General features: G+C 41.0%; 15 protein-coding genes. 1 reads left to right on the top strand and 14 read right to left on the bottom strand.

Features of this window, described 5'->3' with window-relative positions:
• Positions 1–232: 232 nt before the first annotated feature.
• Positions 233–1,267, top strand: a complete 1,035-nt coding sequence (locus C6H66_RS20185) for an AraC family transcriptional regulator (RefSeq protein WP_082300811.1) — start codon at positions 233–235, stop codon at positions 1,265–1,267.
• Here the strand turns inward: C6H66_RS20185 and C6H66_RS20180 are convergent, their stop codons facing one another.
• From C6H66_RS20180 to C6H66_RS20115, 14 genes are all read right to left on the bottom strand, one after another.
• Positions 1,268–2,911, bottom strand: a complete 1,644-nt coding sequence (locus tag C6H66_RS20180; RefSeq protein WP_236548201.1) for an OPT/YSL family transporter — start codon at positions 2,909–2,911, stop codon at positions 1,268–1,270.
• Between the two features lie 134 nt (positions 2,912–3,045).
• Positions 3,046–4,566, bottom strand: coding sequence for an MFS transporter (locus tag C6H66_RS20175; RefSeq protein WP_046395268.1), 1,521 nt, complete (start codon positions 4,564–4,566; stop codon positions 3,046–3,048).
• A gap of 176 nt (positions 4,567–4,742) precedes the next feature.
• Positions 4,743–5,483 carry a hypothetical protein gene (locus C6H66_RS20170; RefSeq protein WP_046395269.1) on the bottom strand — a complete coding sequence of 247 codons (741 nt, stop codon included), beginning with the start codon at positions 5,481–5,483 and terminating at the stop codon, positions 4,743–4,745.
• A gap of 33 nt (positions 5,484–5,516) precedes the next feature.
• Complete coding sequence (locus C6H66_RS20165; RefSeq protein WP_046395270.1) at positions 5,517–6,488, bottom strand: isopenicillin N synthase family dioxygenase; 972 nt, start codon at positions 6,486–6,488, stop codon at positions 5,517–5,519.
• A gap of 357 nt (positions 6,489–6,845) precedes the next feature.
• A complete protein-coding gene (dppF, locus tag C6H66_RS20160; RefSeq protein WP_105396520.1) occupies positions 6,846–7,865 on the bottom strand; it encodes a dipeptide ABC transporter ATP-binding subunit DppF in 1,020 nt (339 codons plus the stop codon).
• On the bottom strand, positions 7,862–8,842 hold the full coding sequence (gene dppD, locus C6H66_RS20155) for a dipeptide ABC transporter ATP-binding protein (RefSeq protein WP_046395272.1): 981 nt from the start codon (positions 8,840–8,842) through the stop codon (positions 7,862–7,864). Before dppD ends, dppF begins: the two co-directional genes overlap by 4 nt.
• Before the next feature lie 12 nt (positions 8,843–8,854).
• A complete protein-coding gene (dppC, locus tag C6H66_RS20150; protein ID WP_046395273.1) occupies positions 8,855–9,754 on the bottom strand; it encodes a dipeptide ABC transporter permease DppC in 900 nt (299 codons plus the stop codon).
• 10 nt (positions 9,755–9,764) lie between these two features.
• On the bottom strand, positions 9,765–10,784 hold the full coding sequence (gene dppB / locus C6H66_RS20145) for a dipeptide ABC transporter permease DppB (RefSeq protein ID WP_105396519.1): 1,020 nt from the start codon (positions 10,782–10,784) through the stop codon (positions 9,765–9,767).
• A 227-nt stretch (positions 10,785–11,011) separates the two neighbouring features.
• Positions 11,012–12,622 carry a dipeptide ABC transporter periplasmic-binding protein DppA gene (gene dppA / locus C6H66_RS20140; protein ID WP_105396518.1) on the bottom strand — a complete coding sequence of 537 codons (1,611 nt, stop codon included), beginning with the start codon at positions 12,620–12,622 and terminating at the stop codon, positions 11,012–11,014.
• A 629-nt stretch (positions 12,623–13,251) separates the two neighbouring features.
• Positions 13,252–14,499 carry an ATP-grasp domain-containing protein gene (locus C6H66_RS20135; RefSeq protein WP_105396517.1) on the bottom strand — a complete coding sequence of 416 codons (1,248 nt, stop codon included), beginning with the start codon at positions 14,497–14,499 and terminating at the stop codon, positions 13,252–13,254.
• Between the two features lie 11 nt (positions 14,500–14,510).
• Positions 14,511–15,431, bottom strand: coding sequence for a DMT family transporter (locus C6H66_RS20130; protein ID WP_105396516.1), 921 nt, complete (start codon positions 15,429–15,431; stop codon positions 14,511–14,513).
• A gap of 103 nt (positions 15,432–15,534) precedes the next feature.
• Positions 15,535–16,098, bottom strand: a complete 564-nt coding sequence (locus tag C6H66_RS20125) for an adenine phosphoribosyltransferase (protein ID WP_105396515.1) — start codon at positions 16,096–16,098, stop codon at positions 15,535–15,537.
• Between the two features lie 2 nt (positions 16,099–16,100).
• Entirely contained in the window at positions 16,101–17,042 is a 942-nt protein-coding gene (locus tag C6H66_RS20120; RefSeq protein WP_105396536.1) for a cysteine synthase family protein, read from the bottom strand.
• 446 nt (positions 17,043–17,488) lie between these two features.
• Positions 17,489–18,409 (bottom strand): DMT family transporter, encoded by a 921-nt coding sequence (locus C6H66_RS20115; protein ID WP_105396514.1) that lies wholly within the window; start codon positions 18,407–18,409, stop codon positions 17,489–17,491.
• Between the last annotated feature and the right edge of the window lie 662 nt (positions 18,410–19,071).

The following is a 19,071-nucleotide window of genomic DNA, read 5'->3' as shown; positions in this document are numbered from 1 at the left end:
TTTTCCTGGCGATCCACCTTTACTCACTCTGTCCAAGATTCATTCCTAATCGCCAGGTCGTCGTGATTTAACTCACTGTATACACGACATCATTAAGCAAAACGTAATGAAAGTTTAAATTTATACTATATTCTATTATATGCACCTAATTTCGGAGAAGCATATATTAACCACAGTAATTTACTGTATGTTCTGACTCCTCAACGTGACACTATTAACCTTGTGTGAAAGGATGGTGTGTATGAATGATCTTGAAGATTTATACCCCTATCGTTTTTCAGCGCTCTCCTATTCTAAAGCTGAACGGTTTGATGCTTGGCGAGAAGAGCATCAGCATCATAATATTTCGCTAAAAATGCGTGAAATTATTATCTTAGATGCTAATTTCCGCGGGATGCATATAGGAGAGCTGATGCTTGGACGTTGGCGTTTCCTTAGCAAGCGCGAGAATACAATCAATAACTTTGCTCATCGCTCATTAGACAAGATTCGCAAGGATAATCTTGACCATTATTATTTTCGCCTTAGCCTTTCTGATACGTGGATTTATAATGACACTAGCCACCAAACTCAGGTAAGACCTTCGCAATTGGCTGTTATCGATTTGGGTCAACCCTATAATTTGAGTATCGCCGAAGGTGAGGTCATCATGTTGATGGTTCCTCGAGATCTTCTCCCGACAACAACGGCTAATTTCCACGGAGCAGTCTTAAATCACAGCCTGGGGCAGCTTTTTGCTGAACATATTAGAGCACTATTTCTTCATGCTCCCCACTTGCCTAAGAACGATATGCCACAGGTTATGCAAGCTACTTTGGGCTTCCTGAATGCGACGCTTTCTGCGACCCCAGATAATATTATTCAGGCACAAACTGCAATTGACACGACTTTGTTCAACAGGATCAGACACTATATTGATCAAAATCTTAATTCAAATACACTAAACGTTAACCAGATTTGTGAACAAATCGGTATTTCCAGGAGTCATTTATATCGGCTCTTCGAAACGGTAGGCGGTGTAGCAAGTTACATTTGTTCACGACGTTTATCTAAAGTTCATTCAATTCTGAGTTCCCAAATCACCCCACGTCAACGTATTGCTGACTTGGCTTATCAGTATGGGTTCAGTAGCCCGGTTCAATTTGCGCGTGCCTATAAGAGGAAATTTAGCTATTCTCCAAGCGAAACGAAAAGAATCGTTCTCCCTACCGATGAAGATTCATCTGTCTTGCAGTCTAGTAGCGATTTTTGGCTACGGTCTCGTTGATTAATGTTCGTTTGTGCTCTGCCCTACTGTGGGTGAATGAGTGCTTAACATTATGCTACAAAGAGCATCTCCTGCAATCATCCCGCCCGCGAAAGACTCCAGTCCGTGGGAAGGGTGGTTGCGATACTTGCGTTTTACCCATAAACGACAAATCAACCCAAGGAGAACCATCCAGCCAACAGTAGGTTTAGCTATCAATAGTCCTGTTGCAAGCATGATACCTAATTGGCCTCGAGTGCCGCCAATAACTTGTAGTAGCGCACCCAGTATTACCCAGCTGGTGAAATTCATTAAGTTGCTTTGATCTATACTTGTTTTAATAGCCGCGGCATAAGCCAAATTGACTGGGGCAAACAGGTTATGAGCGAACAAATCCCGCCAGGTCAGTAGAACAGCGATAATCGCTACGCCAAAACCTAACATGCCTGCGATCATTTGTTCTCGCCGACCTCTTTGCTCAAATATGGGATCACGATTATCACCTCTCAATATGTATCCTGCTTTAAGGTCGTAGCCCATATCAGCAAATGCAGGCCCAGTTGCCGATGTAAACGCTGTTAATACGACCAAGGCTTTTACTGGAAAACCGATCCAGATACCAATTACCAATGATAGTAGCGCTACACCAAACGCAGGCATCCACCCGGTGTTCATGGCTGCGATTCCCACGATGAGCTCGTGAAGTAGCGCTGAGATCGTGCCAAATACAACAAATCCAATCAACATAGGTAAACTGAGTTGTTCAAACAGACCTGTCCCTAGAGCAAGTATCATCGCCAAAAGCAGATAGCCCAAACTACCGAGACCGAGTAAAGCCCGAAAAGATGAGGCACCAGGTTGATCAATCTGATGTTGATGACAGCCCGCGGGAATAGTGATGTGTGCCTTTTTCCGCTTGTACATGGAAAGACCAATTTGCAAAGCTGCCACCATACCAGCACCAACTAAAATCCCTTCAGGCATTCTCAGGGTACTGATATCCAATGCAAACACAATATAGAGACAGGGAGCCAATAGCAGTCCAGCCGCGAATGACAGCATAGCCGCAAAGCCCCCGATAAAAGCAATACCGGCAGCCGACATTGGCAAACCTAAAAGACTGCCGATAAACCCACTTATCACCCCACAAATTAATGTGATCGTTCGATAACCTCCTCGATCAGTGGTTTTGATCACCTCAGCGGTAGCCATCCCAAGAGGCCAAGCACCTGATGCTGGAAATACCGGGGAGTCAAACATACGATATAGCAGGAAAGCATCCCACAACATAGCCAAACTTACCCCTACCAGTATCGGCATAATGAGTTCAGGCATCTCCATGACGTACGCGATACCAAGCGGGGCGAGAAGGCTGATAGCTGCCCCAAAAGTGGCAGAGGACATACTGGTTTGCACTAAATTTTGTGCATGAACAGAACGGAAAAGCGTGAATTGATAGATTGGGAGCCGTGCTATAGCCATAGCAACCAGAGCACCAATTATAGATGTGCTTGGTGTGACACCCAGAGTGACAAGTGTTTGGATACCAATGATTGATCCGAGAGAACTTACCAGAATCAATACAACTAACATTAATGGAGAAAACGCCCGTGGGTGAGGTGATGAGATATTCGTCATACGCTGGTGGCTTGATTCTTTCCCCACGGTGTTCTCCCCTAATTTTCAAAGTTGGTAATAGTCACTGTCTCTCTGTTGTTTCATCATCTATTTTCAATTTAAACCGATTTTTAAATCTATTGCAGATAGCCGCCGAACAACGTGGCATCTTCCTGTAATGCCTATGGTTTCGACTGTTGTCGTTTCAATGTCATCCAAAGGATACATAAAACTGAAAGAGAGATAGCTAACAACAACCCCATTGCCGCACGGTATCCCTCAATAAAGAACGTATGAAAAACATTCAGCGCATCTGCAAGGTCAAGACCAGCATGTTGATGCAAAGCTGAAAGCGCCCCTTCTGGTTCAGCGATAACTCTCTCCACCCATTGACCAGGCGCCACGCCAAACGCGCCTAATTTGAGTAATAAGCTGCTGGTAGCAACTTGCTGATAAAGTAACAGGCCAAAAGCAAGCCCTACGGCCCCACCAATATTATGCACCGTCCACGATGATCCCATAGCAACCGCCCCCATACGTTCCGGTACAGATGACAGCGCAGCCACTGTGGATGGCCCCAACACACAAGCCCAACCAATACCCATAAGCGTAAACGCAATAGCAATACTGAATAGACTGCTGTATTCGGAAAAGAGTGTTTGAAGGAATGCTGAAATAGCAAAAAATAAGAAGCCGCTGACAAGTATTATTTTGACTCCCATTCGGTCAGTAAGCCGACCAACAATCGGTGAAAGAAGAGCAACCATCGCCGTAGTAGGAAGCAACATCATACCTATCTGATATCCCTCAAGATCTTTTATCGTATGTAGGTACAGAGGCATCAGGAAAAAAGCCAGACAGTAAAAAAAGGCCAGTGCCGCATTGGCTATAGCCGCACCAATGAAAGTCCGGTTTTTAAACAGATGGAGTTGAAGGATCGGCGCAGAGACCCGTTGTTCAATATGATAAAATATGACCAACGCGACGACCGATATAATTAAAAGACCTAGCGTAGAGAATGACAGCCATCCCCACTCACTACCTAAGCTGAGTACAGCAATGCAGGCCGACAGACCGGTGATCAGAAAAATCAATCCCCCCCAGTCTAACGTCGTCCCTTGTTCCTTATTCCTAGATTCTTTGACGCTAACCGTACAGATTAATAGGCTTAAGACAATCAATGGAACGTTTATTAGGAAAATCCAACGCCAACCTAGAGTGCTAACGATGATTCCTCCTATTACCGGGCCAATTGCCAGTCCGAGTCCATTAACCCCAAAGAGCAAACCGATACCTTTTCCACGCTCCTCCTCAGGGAAGGCATTGGAAACTATGGCACCAGAGGCTGTGTATAAGACTGCGCAGGATACTCCCTGAGCAAAGCGAAAAGCGATAAGCCAGTTTATATTTGTAACGAGCCCAGCACCAAGTGATGCCAGTCCGAAGCATATGGCGCCAAGGTAGAGTACGCGTCGACGACCATAGATATCAGCCATACGCCCCATCACAACCATGAAAGCTGATAGTGCCAAGAGAAAAATATTGATAATCCACTGGAGTTCAGCCACTGTAGCATGAAGATCAGCTCTTATTGCGGGCAAAGCCGTGTTGACGATAGTAAAGTCAATACAACCAAGAAAGCTCGCAATACTCACACCAGTCAAAACCCACCACTTTCTGTGATTCTCTGAGAAAAAAATCATCAAATAGCCTCCTCTGTGTTCGGTAGTTCATCTAAAAAATTCCCGGACCCTCACTGAAACAAGCTTGAGTATTGGCTTAGCATGTGCCGGGAATTTCCTGGAAGGACAGACTATAACCTTATCTTCCTTAGTTATTTCATATCTATCAGATTACTGATGTTTCATGTCTTTTTGATTTATTCCACCATATAATGAATCGCATCTTCCTGAAGGAATACATTATTAAGAAAATTTGGTATAGACCGCTTCTTAAAGCGTAGAGATAACCAGCGTTCTTTTCCAGGATATTTTTCAACAACGAAACGCTCGCGTGTAGCATCCATTGCCGCAGTCATTGGTTGTGGATAGATGACGAAATCGTAACCTTTAGCTGCCCAAATCGGCATGATTATGGGACATTCTTCCATAAGATAATTTAAACAACGTATGAACGCCTGAACGGTATCAATACTTGGGTCCCGCTTTACCATTCGATCAATAAATATGCCTATGGTTTCGTTAATTGCCTCTTTATAAGCAGGATCATTGACATATAATCCTTCTATATCTTCTCGAAATGCCAAATATGATATATCGTTTAAGGCTTCATCCCAGCGGAGAATGTTATTGGGAATTGAAAGTGCAGCGAGAACTTCAGAATTTCGAGCGATCCAAGAAGTACCCAATTCATATGTAAAACGATAGGCTGCTTCATAACTCATTCCCAGATAATTATGCCGCTGTAAGGTATCAGCTACCGCGATTGTGCATGAAGAAAATCCACTCTTATTAATCAGATCAATGGTTGCTGCGAGTTTATCGCCTTCATGATATTTTTGGCCGACACTGATAAGTAAGATGACCTTACTACCCGACAAGGCCGTTTTTTCTTTATCAAAATTGAATGCGGCTTTTGAAAAGAATGTGTGACTAGCCATATTCTTGCCCCCAAATTGAAGCTTTATTATCCCCTAAGCACCAATACTGTAATTTGACTTTATTCTCGTCATAAGATGATCTGCATACTCAATACGAGGATATCTTGCCGGATTATCCACATCCTTAAATATATCTAATGGAGCTATTTGAGCATGCATGCTTGGCTCAAAAAAGAAAGGGATAGCGTATCGTTTCTTTCCAGAGCGATTTATTACCCGATGGGGAGTAGAAATAAAGTTATCGTTAGTCATCCATTTGATCATATCTCCGCTATTTAAGATAAAAGAACCCGGTTCAGGTGGAACATCAATCCATTCTCCCTCTTGATTTTTGACTTGCAGTCCCCCAATGGTATCTTGTGCTAATAAGGTCAAAAATCCATAATCCGTATGCGGGGCAATGCCATACTGGTCTTCAGGAATGATGTCTGGCTGTTCCGGGTAATATTGAAGCCTCAAGAAAATAGTCGGCTCCCTGAAATAATTATCTAATGCATCGGGGCTCAGGCCGAACGCCATTGCAAAAACTTGTACCATCCGTTTAGCCAAAGCCTGCATAGATTTATAGTATGTTGTGATCGTCTCCTTGAACTCCGGCATATCTTCCGGCCATTGATTTGGGCCAGCTAAGTTTTGTTCTAGTTTAAAGTCTTCACTTTCCTCCGATACTTCATTAGCAATAATAAAAGCCTCACTTTGATTAGGCTTATTCGCTTTTTCCAAAGTAGATAATTCAAATCGAGATGTGCTCCTCGGCATATAACCCCGAAAGAACTTATTTTGACGAATTTTTAATTTCTTATTCAGTGGTAGATTGTGGAAATCTTTTGCTGCCTGAAAAGTGGCTTGCACTAAATCTTCTGATATGCCGTGATTAATAAGGTAAGCAAACCCCACATTCGTATATATTTGGCGAACTTGATCAGCAACTGACAATAATCCCGTATCTGTATGGGTAAATATTGGCGCAAGGTCAATATGAGGTATTTTCTCAAAACTTTTCATACATGACTCTCCCTGACGACTCAATGTCAAATAATGATGAACTCTCTCCTTTAGAATATAAATCATAAGAATATTTACAGGGTAAGCATTCCGTCCCAGAAAACGGATATTTCATCCCATAAGGGATTTTTATACGTGTAATGAATGAGTTGCTGAATGGCATTTGTAGCAACAAACCCATCATTGTCAAAGAGTCGATTTTTCTAATCTCTTTTAACTAACTCTTTTTAGGTAAATTGCCGTAGCTTATGTTTGAAAGGGGAAATCAGAAAGAAAAATAGCGTTTATACAAACGCTATTATGGGAAATTAAGGATGGTTCAACCTCACCATCCTTAAAATTTATTAACTTAACCAATTATTCCACTGCAACATTTTCATCCTGATCAACCGCAAAACAGGCGATTAATTGATTACCATATTGATTCAGTTTTGGCTGACGCTGAGTACAAATGCTAAGTGCCCGGCGGCAACGCGCTGCAAATGCACAACCGGGTGGTGGATTCATTGGGCTTGGCAATTCGCCTGTCAATTTTATCCGTTCACGGCGTAATTCAGGATTTAGCCTTGGCGTTGCTGATAATAACGCCTGTGTATAGGGGTGACGTGGATGACTGAAAATCATCTCTTTACTGCCTTTTTCCACACAACGACCGAGGTACATCACCATCACTTCATCAGCGATATGTTCAACCACCGATAAATCATGGGAAATAAAGACATAGGAGAGTCCCAGCTCTTGCTGCAAATCCATCATCAGGTTTAACACCTGCGCCCGCACCGAGACATCCAACGCGGAAACCGGTTCATCCGCAATCACCACATCCGGGTCCAACATTAGGCCACGAGCAATCGCAATCCGTTGGCGTTGACCACCAGAGAACATGTGCGGATAACGGCTGTAGTGTTCGGCTTTTAGCCCCACTTTCTCCATCATCTGCAACACTTTCTCTTTACGTTCCTGTGCGCTCAACTTGGTGTTGATCCGCAGAGGCTCCTCCAGGATCTGACCAACTTTCTTACGCGGATTAAGTGAACCATAAGGATTTTGAAACACAATCTGGATTTTCTGACGGCGCAGTTTTTCGGCTGCTTTATTGGGTACCAGCAGATCTTGTCCCTGATAATAGAGCTCTCCGTCAGTCGGCTTTTCAATCATCGTCAGCAATCGCCCCAACGTGGATTTACCACACCCCGATTCACCCACAACTGCCAATGTTTTTCCCTTTGCCAATTCGAAAGAGACGCCATCCAACGCTTTTACCGTTCTAACAGGCGAAAAGAACCCTCCTTTAATCGGATAATATTTTTTCAGTTCTGTTGCTTTTAATAACGGCGCCGTTGATGTCTCCTGCGCCGGATAAATAGGTTCACTCATATTGTCGGTCTCCCTGCATCATCCAACGGCATATGGCATTTCACCTGACGTTCCCCCACCGTTCTTAATTCCGGTTCCACCTGACGACAATGGTCATTTGCATATGGACAACGCGGATTCAATAAGCAACCAACGGGCCGGTCATATTTCCCCGGTACCACGCCCGGTAGAGAAGCAAGACGGGATTTATCCGTAGCAAATTCAGGTAATGCCCGGAGCAATGCCTGAGTATAGGGATGACGTGGCGCCTGGAAGATTTCCGATGCTTTAGCGGATTCCACCACCTGCCCGGCATACATCACGATAATGTGATGAGCGGCTTCCGCCACTAATGCTAAGTCATGAGTGATTAATATCAGCGCCATATTTTCCCGTTGTTGCAACTCCAACAACAGTTCAATCACTTGCGCCTGAATGGTGACATCCAAAGCCGTTGTTGGTTCATCAGCAATCAATAACTTGGGCCGACAGGCAATCGCCATTGCGATCATTACCCGTTGACTCATACCTCCGGATAATTGATGCGGATATACATCCAGACGCGATGCAGGATCAGGGATACCCACCAAGGTCAACAGATCAATCGCTCTTTGACGACGGGTACGACGATTGCCGCCTTGATGCACTTTCAGCGCTTCCATAATCTGGAACCCAACGGTATAACAGGGATTCAAGCTGGTCATCGGATCTTGGAAGATCATTGCCACTTCCGCACCAACCAGTTGGCGACGTTCTTGTTCGGAAATTTTGGTCAAATCACGCTGGTTAAATTCCAGTTTGTCAGCCATTACCTTGCCCGGATAATCAATCAATCCCATCACCGCCAATGAACTGACCGATTTACCAGAACCAGACTCTCCGACAATCCCAACAACCTGCCCTTGCTCAACTCGGTAACTGATGCGGTCAACGGCGCGGAACGGTGCCTCTTCGTCACCGAAGTGAACCGATAATTTTTCTACATTTAACAGTGCCATTTCGCTACCTCACTACTGCTTGAGTTTAGGATCAAGTGCATCACGCAAACCGTCACCCATCAGGTTAAACGCCAACACTGTCAACAAAATTGCTATCCCGGGGAACGTCACTACCCACCAGGCACTTTGTGCAAATTGCAATACATCAGACAGCATTGTTCCCCATTCTGGCGTGGGTGGCTGCGCCCCCATCCCCAGAAAACCCAAAGCAGCCATATCAAGAATGGCATTAGAAAAACCCAGAGAAGCCTGCACAATCAGCGGCGCCAGACAGTTAGGCAGAATATTGATAAACATCTGGCGCATAGAACCCGCCCCTGCCACCTGTGAAGCCGTCACATAGTCACGGTTGACTTCAACTAATACCGCAGCACGAGTTAAGCGGATGTAATGTGGCAGAGAGACAAAGGTCAACGCCAACGAAGCATTGACAATCGATGGCCCAAAGATCGCCACGAGCACCAAAGCCAGCAACAGGCTTGGCAATGCCAGCATAATATCAACGATACGCATGATGATAATATCCACCACACCACCGAAATAACCCGCCAACACACCCAGAACCACCCCCATCAACAGGGATAGCACCACCACCAGACAACCTACCAGCAGTGAAAGCCGAGCGCCGTACATCAAACGCGAAAGTAAATCACGTCCAACATCATCAGTACCCAGAATAAATTGCCAACTTCCTCCGTCCTGCCATACCGGTGGTGTCAGCAAAGCATCGCGGAACTGTTCAGACGCACTGTGTGGGGCAAGCACCCCCGCCAACAGAGCGACTAATAACATCAGCACAATATAAACCAGACCAACAACGGCCCCTTTATTGCGCTTAAAGTAATACCAGAACTCCTGCATCGGCGTCATAATCTTAGGCGCACTGCTTGCAGGCTCAGTTACTTGAGACATAATGTGCTCCCTATTTTTTATGCCGGATACGCGGGTTAACGATGCCGTATAGCAAGTCAACTATCAGGTTAACCAAGATGATCATGATCGCCACCAGTAATACGCCTCCCTGAACCACCGGATAATCTCGGCGTTGAAGGGCATCGATCAGCCATCGGCCAAGCCCCGGCCAAGAGAAGATAGTTTCAGTCAGTATCGCCCCCGCCAGCATAATACCCACCTGCAAGCCGATAACGGTTACAACCGGCAGCAGTGCATTGCGAAGCGCATGGACCACAATCACACGAATACGACTCAAGCCTTTAGCGCGTGCAGTACGGATATAATCTTCACCTAGTACTTCCAACATGGAAGAGCGGGTCATACGCACAATCACCGCCAGTGGAATCGTCCCCAAGACAACGGCAGGCAAAATGATATGCATCACCGCATCTTTAAAATCACCGGCTTCACCCCAGAAAAGGGTGTCGATTAGCATAAAACCCGTCAGCGGATAACTGTCATCAAGGAAAACACCGTCGCTTATTCGCCCGGATACCGGTGTCAGATCCAACTGGACAGAAACCAGCATGATCAACATGATCCCCCACCAGAAGATCGGCATGGAGTATCCAGTTAGAGAAAGTCCTATCGCAGTATGATCAAAAACAGAACCACGCTTTACCGCCGCCAGGACGCCAACGGGAATACCCACAGCAATAGCGAACAACATAGCGCATATCCCCAGTTCAAGCGTTGCCTTGAAACGGGGAACAAACTCCTCCCACACAGAGATACGACTTTTCATGGAGATACCAAGATCGCCATGTAACACATTACTGACATAATGAAAGTATTGCTGCCAAAGTGGTTTATCCAACCCCATTTCGGCCATTAGCTGAGCATAGCGCTCAGCAGATATTCCACGTTCCCCGGCCATAATGGTCACCGGATCGCCGGGGATCATATGGACAAAAGCAAAAGTCAGTAAAGTAATGCCAATAAACGTTGGGATTACCAACCCCAGACGTCGGAGTATGAACTGCAACATATCCCAAACTCTCTTTTTTAAATGCCGGTTACAGCTCTCAGGCCGTTTGGCTTGATAAGGGGGAGGACTTTCCCCCTTTGGCTCACAATCTTTTGGTTCACAACGTAATAAACATCTTGCCTCTACTTTTTTTGTTAGTTTCCCACCAGTTATGACCGCTTGGAAAAAACCGCCATCTTCGGTTAGGAATCAGGAAGATGGCGTATCACAACAAAGTAAGGACAGGATTATTCGAGGGACACAGTATCGAAACGGTGTTTATTACCCAATGGCTCAACAACATAGCCTTTAACTTCTTTACGGATGGGTTCATAAACAACGGAATGAGCGATAATCAGCGCTGGAACCTGTTCGTGCATCACAACCTGTGCCTGTTTATAAAGCTCGACACGTTTGGCGTGATCAGAAGCTACGCGCGCGGGCTGAATGATGTCCTCAAATGGTTTGTAGCACCATTTAGAGTAGTTAGAACCCCGCTCTTTGGCCGCACAGCTAAATAGGGTTGCGAAGAAGTTATCCGGATCACCATTGTCCCCGGTCCACCCCATCATCACAATTTGATGCTCGCCATCTTTAGCTCGTTTCAGATATTCGCCCCATTCATAGCTGACAATTTTGGCTTTCACACCAATTTTCGCCCAGTCAGCCTGGATCATTTCCGCCATACGACGAGCATTTGGGTTATACGGACGCTGTACCGGCATTGCCCACAGATCGATAGTAAAACCATCTCCTAAACCCGCTTCTTTGAGTAACTGTTTCGCTTTTTGCGGATCATATGGATAATCTTTAATGTTATCGTTGTAACCCCATATTGTCGGTGGAATCAGGTTTTTCGCTTTTTGACCTGCTCCTTGATAAACCGCCTCAACGATAGCATCTTTATTGACCGCCATCGTCAACGCCTGACGGACTTTAAGATTATCCAATGGTTTTTTGGTGACATTGAACGAAACATAACCCACGTTCAAGCCCGGTTGTTCTAACAAGACAATATCTTTATCTTTCTTCATACGGGCAATATCCGCTGGATTTGGATATGGCATGATCTGACATTCATTTTTCTGTAGTTTCGCATAACGAACAGATGCATCAGGAGTAATAGAGAAGACCAACCGATCTACTTTCGCTTTATCACCCCAGTAGGATTTGAACGCTTTATATAGGATACGAGAATCTTTCTGATATTGAACCAACTGGAATGGGCCAGTACCGATTGGATTCAGATCGACTTTCTCCGGCGTACCGGCTTTCATCATTTTATCTGCATATTCCGCGGACATAATAGAGGCGAAATCCATCCCTATGTCAGCCAAGAACGGGGCTTCTGGACGGGTCAGTTCAAACCGGACAGTATAATCGTCAACTTTTACAATCTTATCGATCATCTCACTCATGCCCATGCCAATGAAATACTCATAGCTACCACCAGAGACTTTATGGTATGGGTGATTTTCATCTTTTTGACGCATGAAAGAGTAGATCACATCATCAGCATTAAAATCACGAGTGGGTTTGAACTCTTTATTCTCATGCCATTTAACGCCTTTGCGCAGATGGAAAGTATATGTCTTGCCATCATCACTGATATCCCATCTCTCCGCCAGACCAGGTATGATTTCGGTGGTACCGGCTTTGAACTCAACCAAACGGTTATACAGCGGTACAGAGCTGGCGTCATAGCTTGTACCGGCAGTGAATAATTGTGGACTAAAGCCTTCCGGTGAGCCTTCGGAACAGTAAACCAATGTTTTTGCCTGAACGCTGGCGGTTACTGCCAATGCAACTAAGCTGACCCCTAGCTTCAATAACTTCGCCCCTTTAGAGAAAGTTGTCATTTTCTTGCACTCCATTTGTGGTGGTGTTGTGTACAGTCAGAATCTGCACTTTCTGTCAGAAACTGCGCTGTTTAGGTTTTGTTTATTATTTTCAGCTTATCAATTAAACAACTGTTGTCTCTTGCGTCAATAAGATCTCAACAGATGTCATAAACAACAGGAAAACACAAAGGAAACTAATAATTAACATAGTTAGCACAAAAATATGACAAAGCGCACATTTTATAGACAAAAAGACCATAAAAAGCCCATGACAACAGGACTAATCACTATTAACCTGTGCGCAAAAATTGTGGTTGTTTGATTAATTAGTAAACGATTATTTCAGTGGAAAAGACGATAACTGGCATAAAATGCTGTATGCCGAATAAAATCGGCACCTGAAAAGTTAATCCAATAAGTATAACACTAATAATATAAATAAATACAAAAACCTGTTACTAGTTTATCTATTTCTACTTTCCATCACCTTGGGTTTCATTAACGGTTTACCGGTAAATTTAGATAATACCTAAACGGCTAAATCTAGTCTTATCCATTGATAGTTTATAGCCGCCAGAGCCAGAAATTTACTGGAAAATATAACGCCTCTCTGGTTAGCGACCATTATTATTATCTGACCTATAATTCTAAATAGGTTTCAAATACCCACCCAGTTCTTCCATTCTCCTAATTTTTTCGTAATCTTGCTGGATAACATTCTTATCATGATGAACTAAGTAAACTGTTCCAGGTTGGCTAAAAACATCTTTAGTTATTTCGATTTCGTCACCTTCATCAACATAAAAAATAGCTTCACAAAAAGAGGGCAATTTCTTTAATTCTGCCATAAAATTATTAGCCGTAAATATGCCAGGACGATGATTAATCAAACATACATTATAGGAATGATTAATCAGAGTATAAGCTTCTCTTTGTATAGCCTTATGGAAATTTTCTGGTTCAACAACAGACATGGCAGCAGCCCTAATTTGTCCTAAACCTGTTGTTAATTTTGCTATCGTCGGTCGTAATATTCCATCTATTCTCGCGGCAATTTCAACAAGTTTTGGACCATCAGGTGTTAACATCACTTCCGCATGACTGGGGCCATTAAATATACCTAAAGCAATGACAACTTTTCTCGTATATTCTACTAAAACATTATATTCTGGATAAGAGGAATCGATAATGTCATCAATATCATAAATTATACTACCAGTATCAAGTTTGCGTTTCTTATATTTTACTACTTCGGTAATTAATTGGTGACGATTAAGCGATACCATATTAACGACATATTCAGTTCCGTTAAGAAATTCTTGTATTAAAACCTGATGATTACAGAGATTAAGTTTATTAGATTTTCCCAGTATTTTATGAAAAGCTTCCTTAGCTGAATGCACATCTTTACAAATATAAACACCATCAGAGCCCGCACTCTCTAATGGTTTAAGTACCACAGGAAAGTTATTAAAGGCTTTAATCCATTGTTCCGCCGCAGGCCAATCTGAGAATTTACCTTGCTCAGCCGCAGGAATTCCACATTTTTTCAGTGTATCAATCATCTCATATTTATTGCGCCTTGCAGACGTCTTAGCAAAATCATTTCTATAATTCAATTCAAAATGATTATTAAGCTCATCAGCAAGCGAAACACCACTTTCACTCCCGGCAATAATAAATTCAACTTCCTGTTTTTTAAGGAAGTTGACTGTATCTTCTATCGTGTCGTGAACATGGCGCTCTTGGTAGATTGAATAATCAAATCCTTTATAATAATAACTATGTAAATCCGGTTTCGAAGCTATATGCAAGAGATAACACCCTTTCTCATACAGCGATTTAGCCATAAACTTACCGGAAGAAAAACCATCTACAATAGCAACCTTTTTCATTTTATACCTCGTTATACCCTATTTGTCTTTTTTATCTTACTCACACCAAGAATAGTTAATAAAGAAACTATAACCGAAACTGCGATCAGACTTTCAACAGAAAACGCTATACGTGAGTCAAGATATTGAAAAAGAATCGTAAATACAGGTATTAACAAAAATAACAAAGAGACATGAAGAGGACTAATGGCATTAATTGTCTTCTGTACGAGATAGATTGGAAGTAAATGTCCAACGATAACAAGAATCGACACTGGAAGAACCATCTCAATATCCAATCTCAAAGAAACATCGGATATTGAAATATAACAAAATGAAAGTACTACCATTAAAATATTTCTAACAGACAATATCTCATATGTTTGCCATTTTTCCTTGAATAATTTCTTAGAAAAAATAGTGTATAATACTGTTCCTACAGCACTAAGTATCACACTAACAATACCAATAATCCTATCCTGAATTGAAGTTGATGATAATCCACTATTTCCTAAGAATGAATTTACCAGCATCACACCTACTCCAATGAGAACTAACCAGGATATGACAACTTCCAATTTTTCTGTTTTTGCCTCGCTTTTATCGATAAAAGATGAGAGGAGGATAGTTATCGCAGGGCCGCAAGCTACTGAAGCGACACCCACTATTGCAGGCTCAAGAAAGCGTAGCGCAATGATTAATCCTCCCCAATTTAGTAAAATTGAGACATTAACAATTAACACCAATAAGGTGTTATTGCGGATCTTCACGATTAATTGATTAATCCCTTTGCAAATACTTATCATCACAAACAACAAAGTAGATGATACGAAGCAATAAAAGATAACAATAGCTGAATTTATCGATTGCGTTAGATACGCAACAAACACATCAAATGCTGCACTGATGAGGCAAAAAACAACCCCATATACTACGCCATTATACGAATACATATATCACCTATCGTTCTTTTATTCTAAAAAGTAAATTTCCGACATTAGAGCCCTCTTATTATTGCAAATTCATCTTTAATCGTTATTGTCTTCATATTTGTTATTAATCAATAACCTTAACACTTTTATTATCAAGATAAATTTTAATAATCGTTTTCACCTCTATGCCCGTTTTATCTTTCACCTTATTTTTACCATTATTCTGGATTTTCTCTACCGCACAGATAACATCTTTAATCTCACCCCCTCTCTTTTGTACCGCTTCTATAAGGGATATCACCGCCCCTCCGGTACTTAACGTATCATCAATAATAGAGACGCGATCACCTGGCTCTATTCCATTGAGATACATTTTTCCTTCAAAATATTCAGAGCTGATCTGTACAACAGTATTATTCATCTCGTCCAAACAATAGGGATACCACCTAGCCATTGCTAATGGTATTCCTGTAAGGAGGGAGATAGCTGTTGCCAGTGGAGCGCCTTTATCTTCTTCTGTAACAATTTTATCTACTTTAAGATCCATTAATTGGATTATTCTATGAGCAACCTCGATCAAAACCTGGGGCCTCAACGCAGGTAATTGATCTGTAAATTCATTAACTGTTGTAAGTGCTCTCCCCGAATTAACAACCCTTGCGTTTTCATAAACATCTTCTAATAACATTTTCAATCTGCCTTATATTCAGGATAAATACCATCCCAACGACTTTTATATTTCCATGCACTATCAAAGAATAACGTAATGAATACTTTATTATGCACTTTTTGCAGCATCCTCTCACATACTAGTAAATTAGCACCACAGGTAGGACCTATACCAAGATCATCGCTTAATATAAATTCTTTCATTCTTTTCCATGCATCATCCCCCTCTACTGTATATACCTCATCAATTAATTCTTGGACAGTATTGACCGAGAGAACACCCGCGCCAAGCCCCATCAAATTATGATTATGATGTTCAAAATGAAGGCCGTTTCTCAGTGCATATAATGGCGCAGAACTATTTACTTCAATACCAATTGTTTTTATATTGCTATATTCTCTTTTTAATATTTCTGCAATTCCTGAGAAAGTTCCACCCGTACCTATCGAGCAAATAAAATAATCAGGAATAAGATTATTTTCTTTTAATTCTTTAACGATCTCCTCTCCACATATATTCCAAGCTTCCTTATTTAAGGTTGTACCTGATTGGTCAAGAAAAAAGATATCATCTCCGCTTTCAGCGCAATCTTTCGCTGCCGAAACAGCCCCATTCAGAAACAATTCCTTTGGTGTCTCATAAATTTCTGCACCATAAGATCTTATTTGCTCTTTACGCTCATCTGTCATGCCTTCCGGCATAAATATTTTGACCTTATACCCTTTTTCTCTTCCTATCCATGCTAGTGCCGCCCCGCCATTGCCAGTCGAACAGTCAATCAATGTCATGCCTGGCCGTATCTTACCTTCTTTTTCTAACGTATTAACGATATGCAAAAATGTCCTATCTTTATGGCTGCCAGTAGGATTTCGATATTCACACTTCGAAAATACTCGATTACCGTTTATTCTAAACTTATCAAGTTCGAGTAAAATCGTGTTACCTATGTTATTTAATTTCACATTTACATTCCATTTGATGTTCATAGAAGATAATATTCATACACCATTCTTATGTTTTTTCAATCAAGTCATTTAATGAATGAGATATATTTCTCAGATGGATAAATTAAGCCTTATTTATCATGAAATTAATAAAATCGAGGGATAAGAATAAATACATTAAATATCATTAATAGTAATTAATTGTTATTTTTTTACTATGATATTATTAGTATACACGTAATTTACATATGGACTTTCTTGATTAATTGAGTAAGTTTATATAATAAAAACAACATGTTTACTCTAGAAGTAAACATGTCCATATTCCTTTAAATAATTACTTATTTTCATCAGCACAAAAAGCAGCCTCATAGAAAAAGGGGTATCTTTGTAATTACACTATAAAATCATTAACCATAACCTTACCAAAAGAAAAATCATCTACAATAGCAGCCTTTTTCATTCTATACCCTATTTGTCTTTTTTATCTTACTCACCCCAAGAATGATTAATAAAGAAACTATAACCGAAGCTGCAATCAAACTTTCAACAGAAAACGCTATACGTGAATCAAGATATTGAAAAATGATCGTAAATACAGGTATTAGCAGAAATAACAAAGAGACATGAAGAGGGGTAATGGCATTAATTGTCTTTAATACCAGATAGATTGGAAGTAAATGTCCAACGATAACAAGAATCGACATCGGAAGAATCATATCGATATCTAAACTAAGAGAAACACTGGATACTGAAACATAAAAAAATGAAAGTACTACCATTAAAATACTTCTAACAGACAATATCTCATACGTTTGCCATTTCTCCTTGAATAATTTCTTAGAAAAAATAGTGTATAATACTGTTCCTATGGCGCCAAATATCACACTCACAATACCAATAATCCTGTCCTGAATTGAAGTTGATGATAATCCACTATTTCCCAAAAATGAATTTACCAGCATCACACCTACCCCAATGAGAACTAACCAGGATATGACAACTTCCAATTTTTCTGTTTTTGCTTCGTCCTTATCGATAAAAGATGAGAGAAGGATAGTTATCGCAGGACCGCAAGCCACTGAAGCAACACCTACTATTGCAGGCTCAAGAAAGCGTAGCGCAATGATTAATCCACCCCAATTTAATAAAATTGAGACATTAATAATCACCACCAATAAAACATTTTTGCGGATCTTTTCAATTAATTGATCAATCCCTTTGAAAATGCTTATCATCATAAATAATAAAGTAGATGATGTAAAACAATAGAAGATGACAATAGCTGAGTTTATTGATTGAGTTAAATACGCAACAAAAACATCAAATGCTGCACTGATGAGGCAGAAAATAACCCCATATATTACGCCACTATGTGAAGACATATATCACCTATGATTCTCTTATTCCAAAAAGTAAATTTCCGACATTGGATTCCTTTTGTTATTACGGATTCATATTTAATCTCACCTTTCCCACTATTTCCTTTCGAACAGTCAATCAATGTCATATTTGGCCGCATCTTACCTTCTTTTGCTAACATATTATCGATATGCAAAAACATCCTGTCTTTATGTCTACTTATAGAATTTTGATATTCACACTTCGAAAATACTCGATTGCCGTTTATTCTAAACTTATTAATTTCAAGTAAAACTGTGTTACCTATGTCATTTAATCTCACATTTATATTCCATTTGATGTTCATAGAAGATAATATTCATACACCATTCTTATGTTTTTTCAAACAAGTCATTTAATGAATGAGAGATATTTCTCAGATGGATAAATTAAATATCACGGATAGTAATTAAATGTTATTTTTTACTATGATATTATTAGTATATACGTAATTTTTCTACAGGATTACTGACACAAGAGATTAAATAGAACTCAAGTTAAATAGCATAATTTATATATGGATTTTTTAATTTATCAATAAAAGCCGATAAATTTACCAGAGAAAAATAGTTATAATTTCTTACCATTATTCTAGCCATATAAACAGAATATCTGTCAATATACTCAAATAAAGTCGCCACATGAC

The sequence above is a fragment of the Photorhabdus hindustanensis genome, assembly GCF_002968995.1.
GTDB lineage: Bacteria > Pseudomonadota > Gammaproteobacteria > Enterobacterales > Enterobacteriaceae > Photorhabdus > Photorhabdus akhurstii.
This window is presented reverse-complemented; position numbering and strand designations above follow the sequence as displayed.

Coding starts and splice junctions, on each gene's coding strand:
- dppF (WP_105396520.1), bottom strand. CDS start 7,865: ATGAGTGAACCTATTTATCCGGCGCAGGAGACATCAACGGCGCCGTTA.
- C6H66_RS20170 (WP_046395269.1), bottom strand. CDS start 5,483: ATGGCTAGTCACACATTCTTTTCAAAAGCCGCATTCAATTTTGATAAA.
- dppB (WP_105396519.1), bottom strand. CDS start 10,784: ATGTTGCAGTTCATACTCCGACGTCTGGGGTTGGTAATCCCAACGTTT.
- dppD (WP_046395272.1), bottom strand. CDS start 8,842: ATGGCACTGTTAAATGTAGAAAAATTATCGGTTCACTTCGGTGACGAA.
- C6H66_RS20185 (WP_082300811.1), top strand. CDS start 233: ATGGTGTGTATGAATGATCTTGAAGATTTATACCCCTATCGTTTTTCA.
- dppC (WP_046395273.1), bottom strand. CDS start 9,754: ATGTCTCAAGTAACTGAGCCTGCAAGCAGTGCGCCTAAGATTATGACG.
- C6H66_RS20165 (WP_046395270.1), bottom strand. CDS start 6,488: ATGAAAAGTTTTGAGAAAATACCTCATATTGACCTTGCGCCAATATTT.
- C6H66_RS20135 (WP_105396517.1), bottom strand. CDS start 14,499: ATGAAAAAGGTTGCTATTGTAGATGGTTTTTCTTCCGGTAAGTTTATG.
- dppA (WP_105396518.1), bottom strand. CDS start 12,622: ATGACAACTTTCTCTAAAGGGGCGAAGTTATTGAAGCTAGGGGTCAGC.
- C6H66_RS20175 (WP_046395268.1), bottom strand. CDS start 4,566: ATGATTTTTTTCTCAGAGAATCACAGAAAGTGGTGGGTTTTGACTGGT.
- C6H66_RS20130 (WP_105396516.1), bottom strand. CDS start 15,431: ATGTATTCGTATAATGGCGTAGTATATGGGGTTGTTTTTTGCCTCATC.
- C6H66_RS20115 (WP_105396514.1), bottom strand. CDS start 18,409: ATGTCTTCACATAGTGGCGTAATATATGGGGTTATTTTCTGCCTCATC.
- C6H66_RS20125 (WP_105396515.1), bottom strand. CDS start 16,098: ATGTTATTAGAAGATGTTTATGAAAACGCAAGGGTTGTTAATTCGGGG.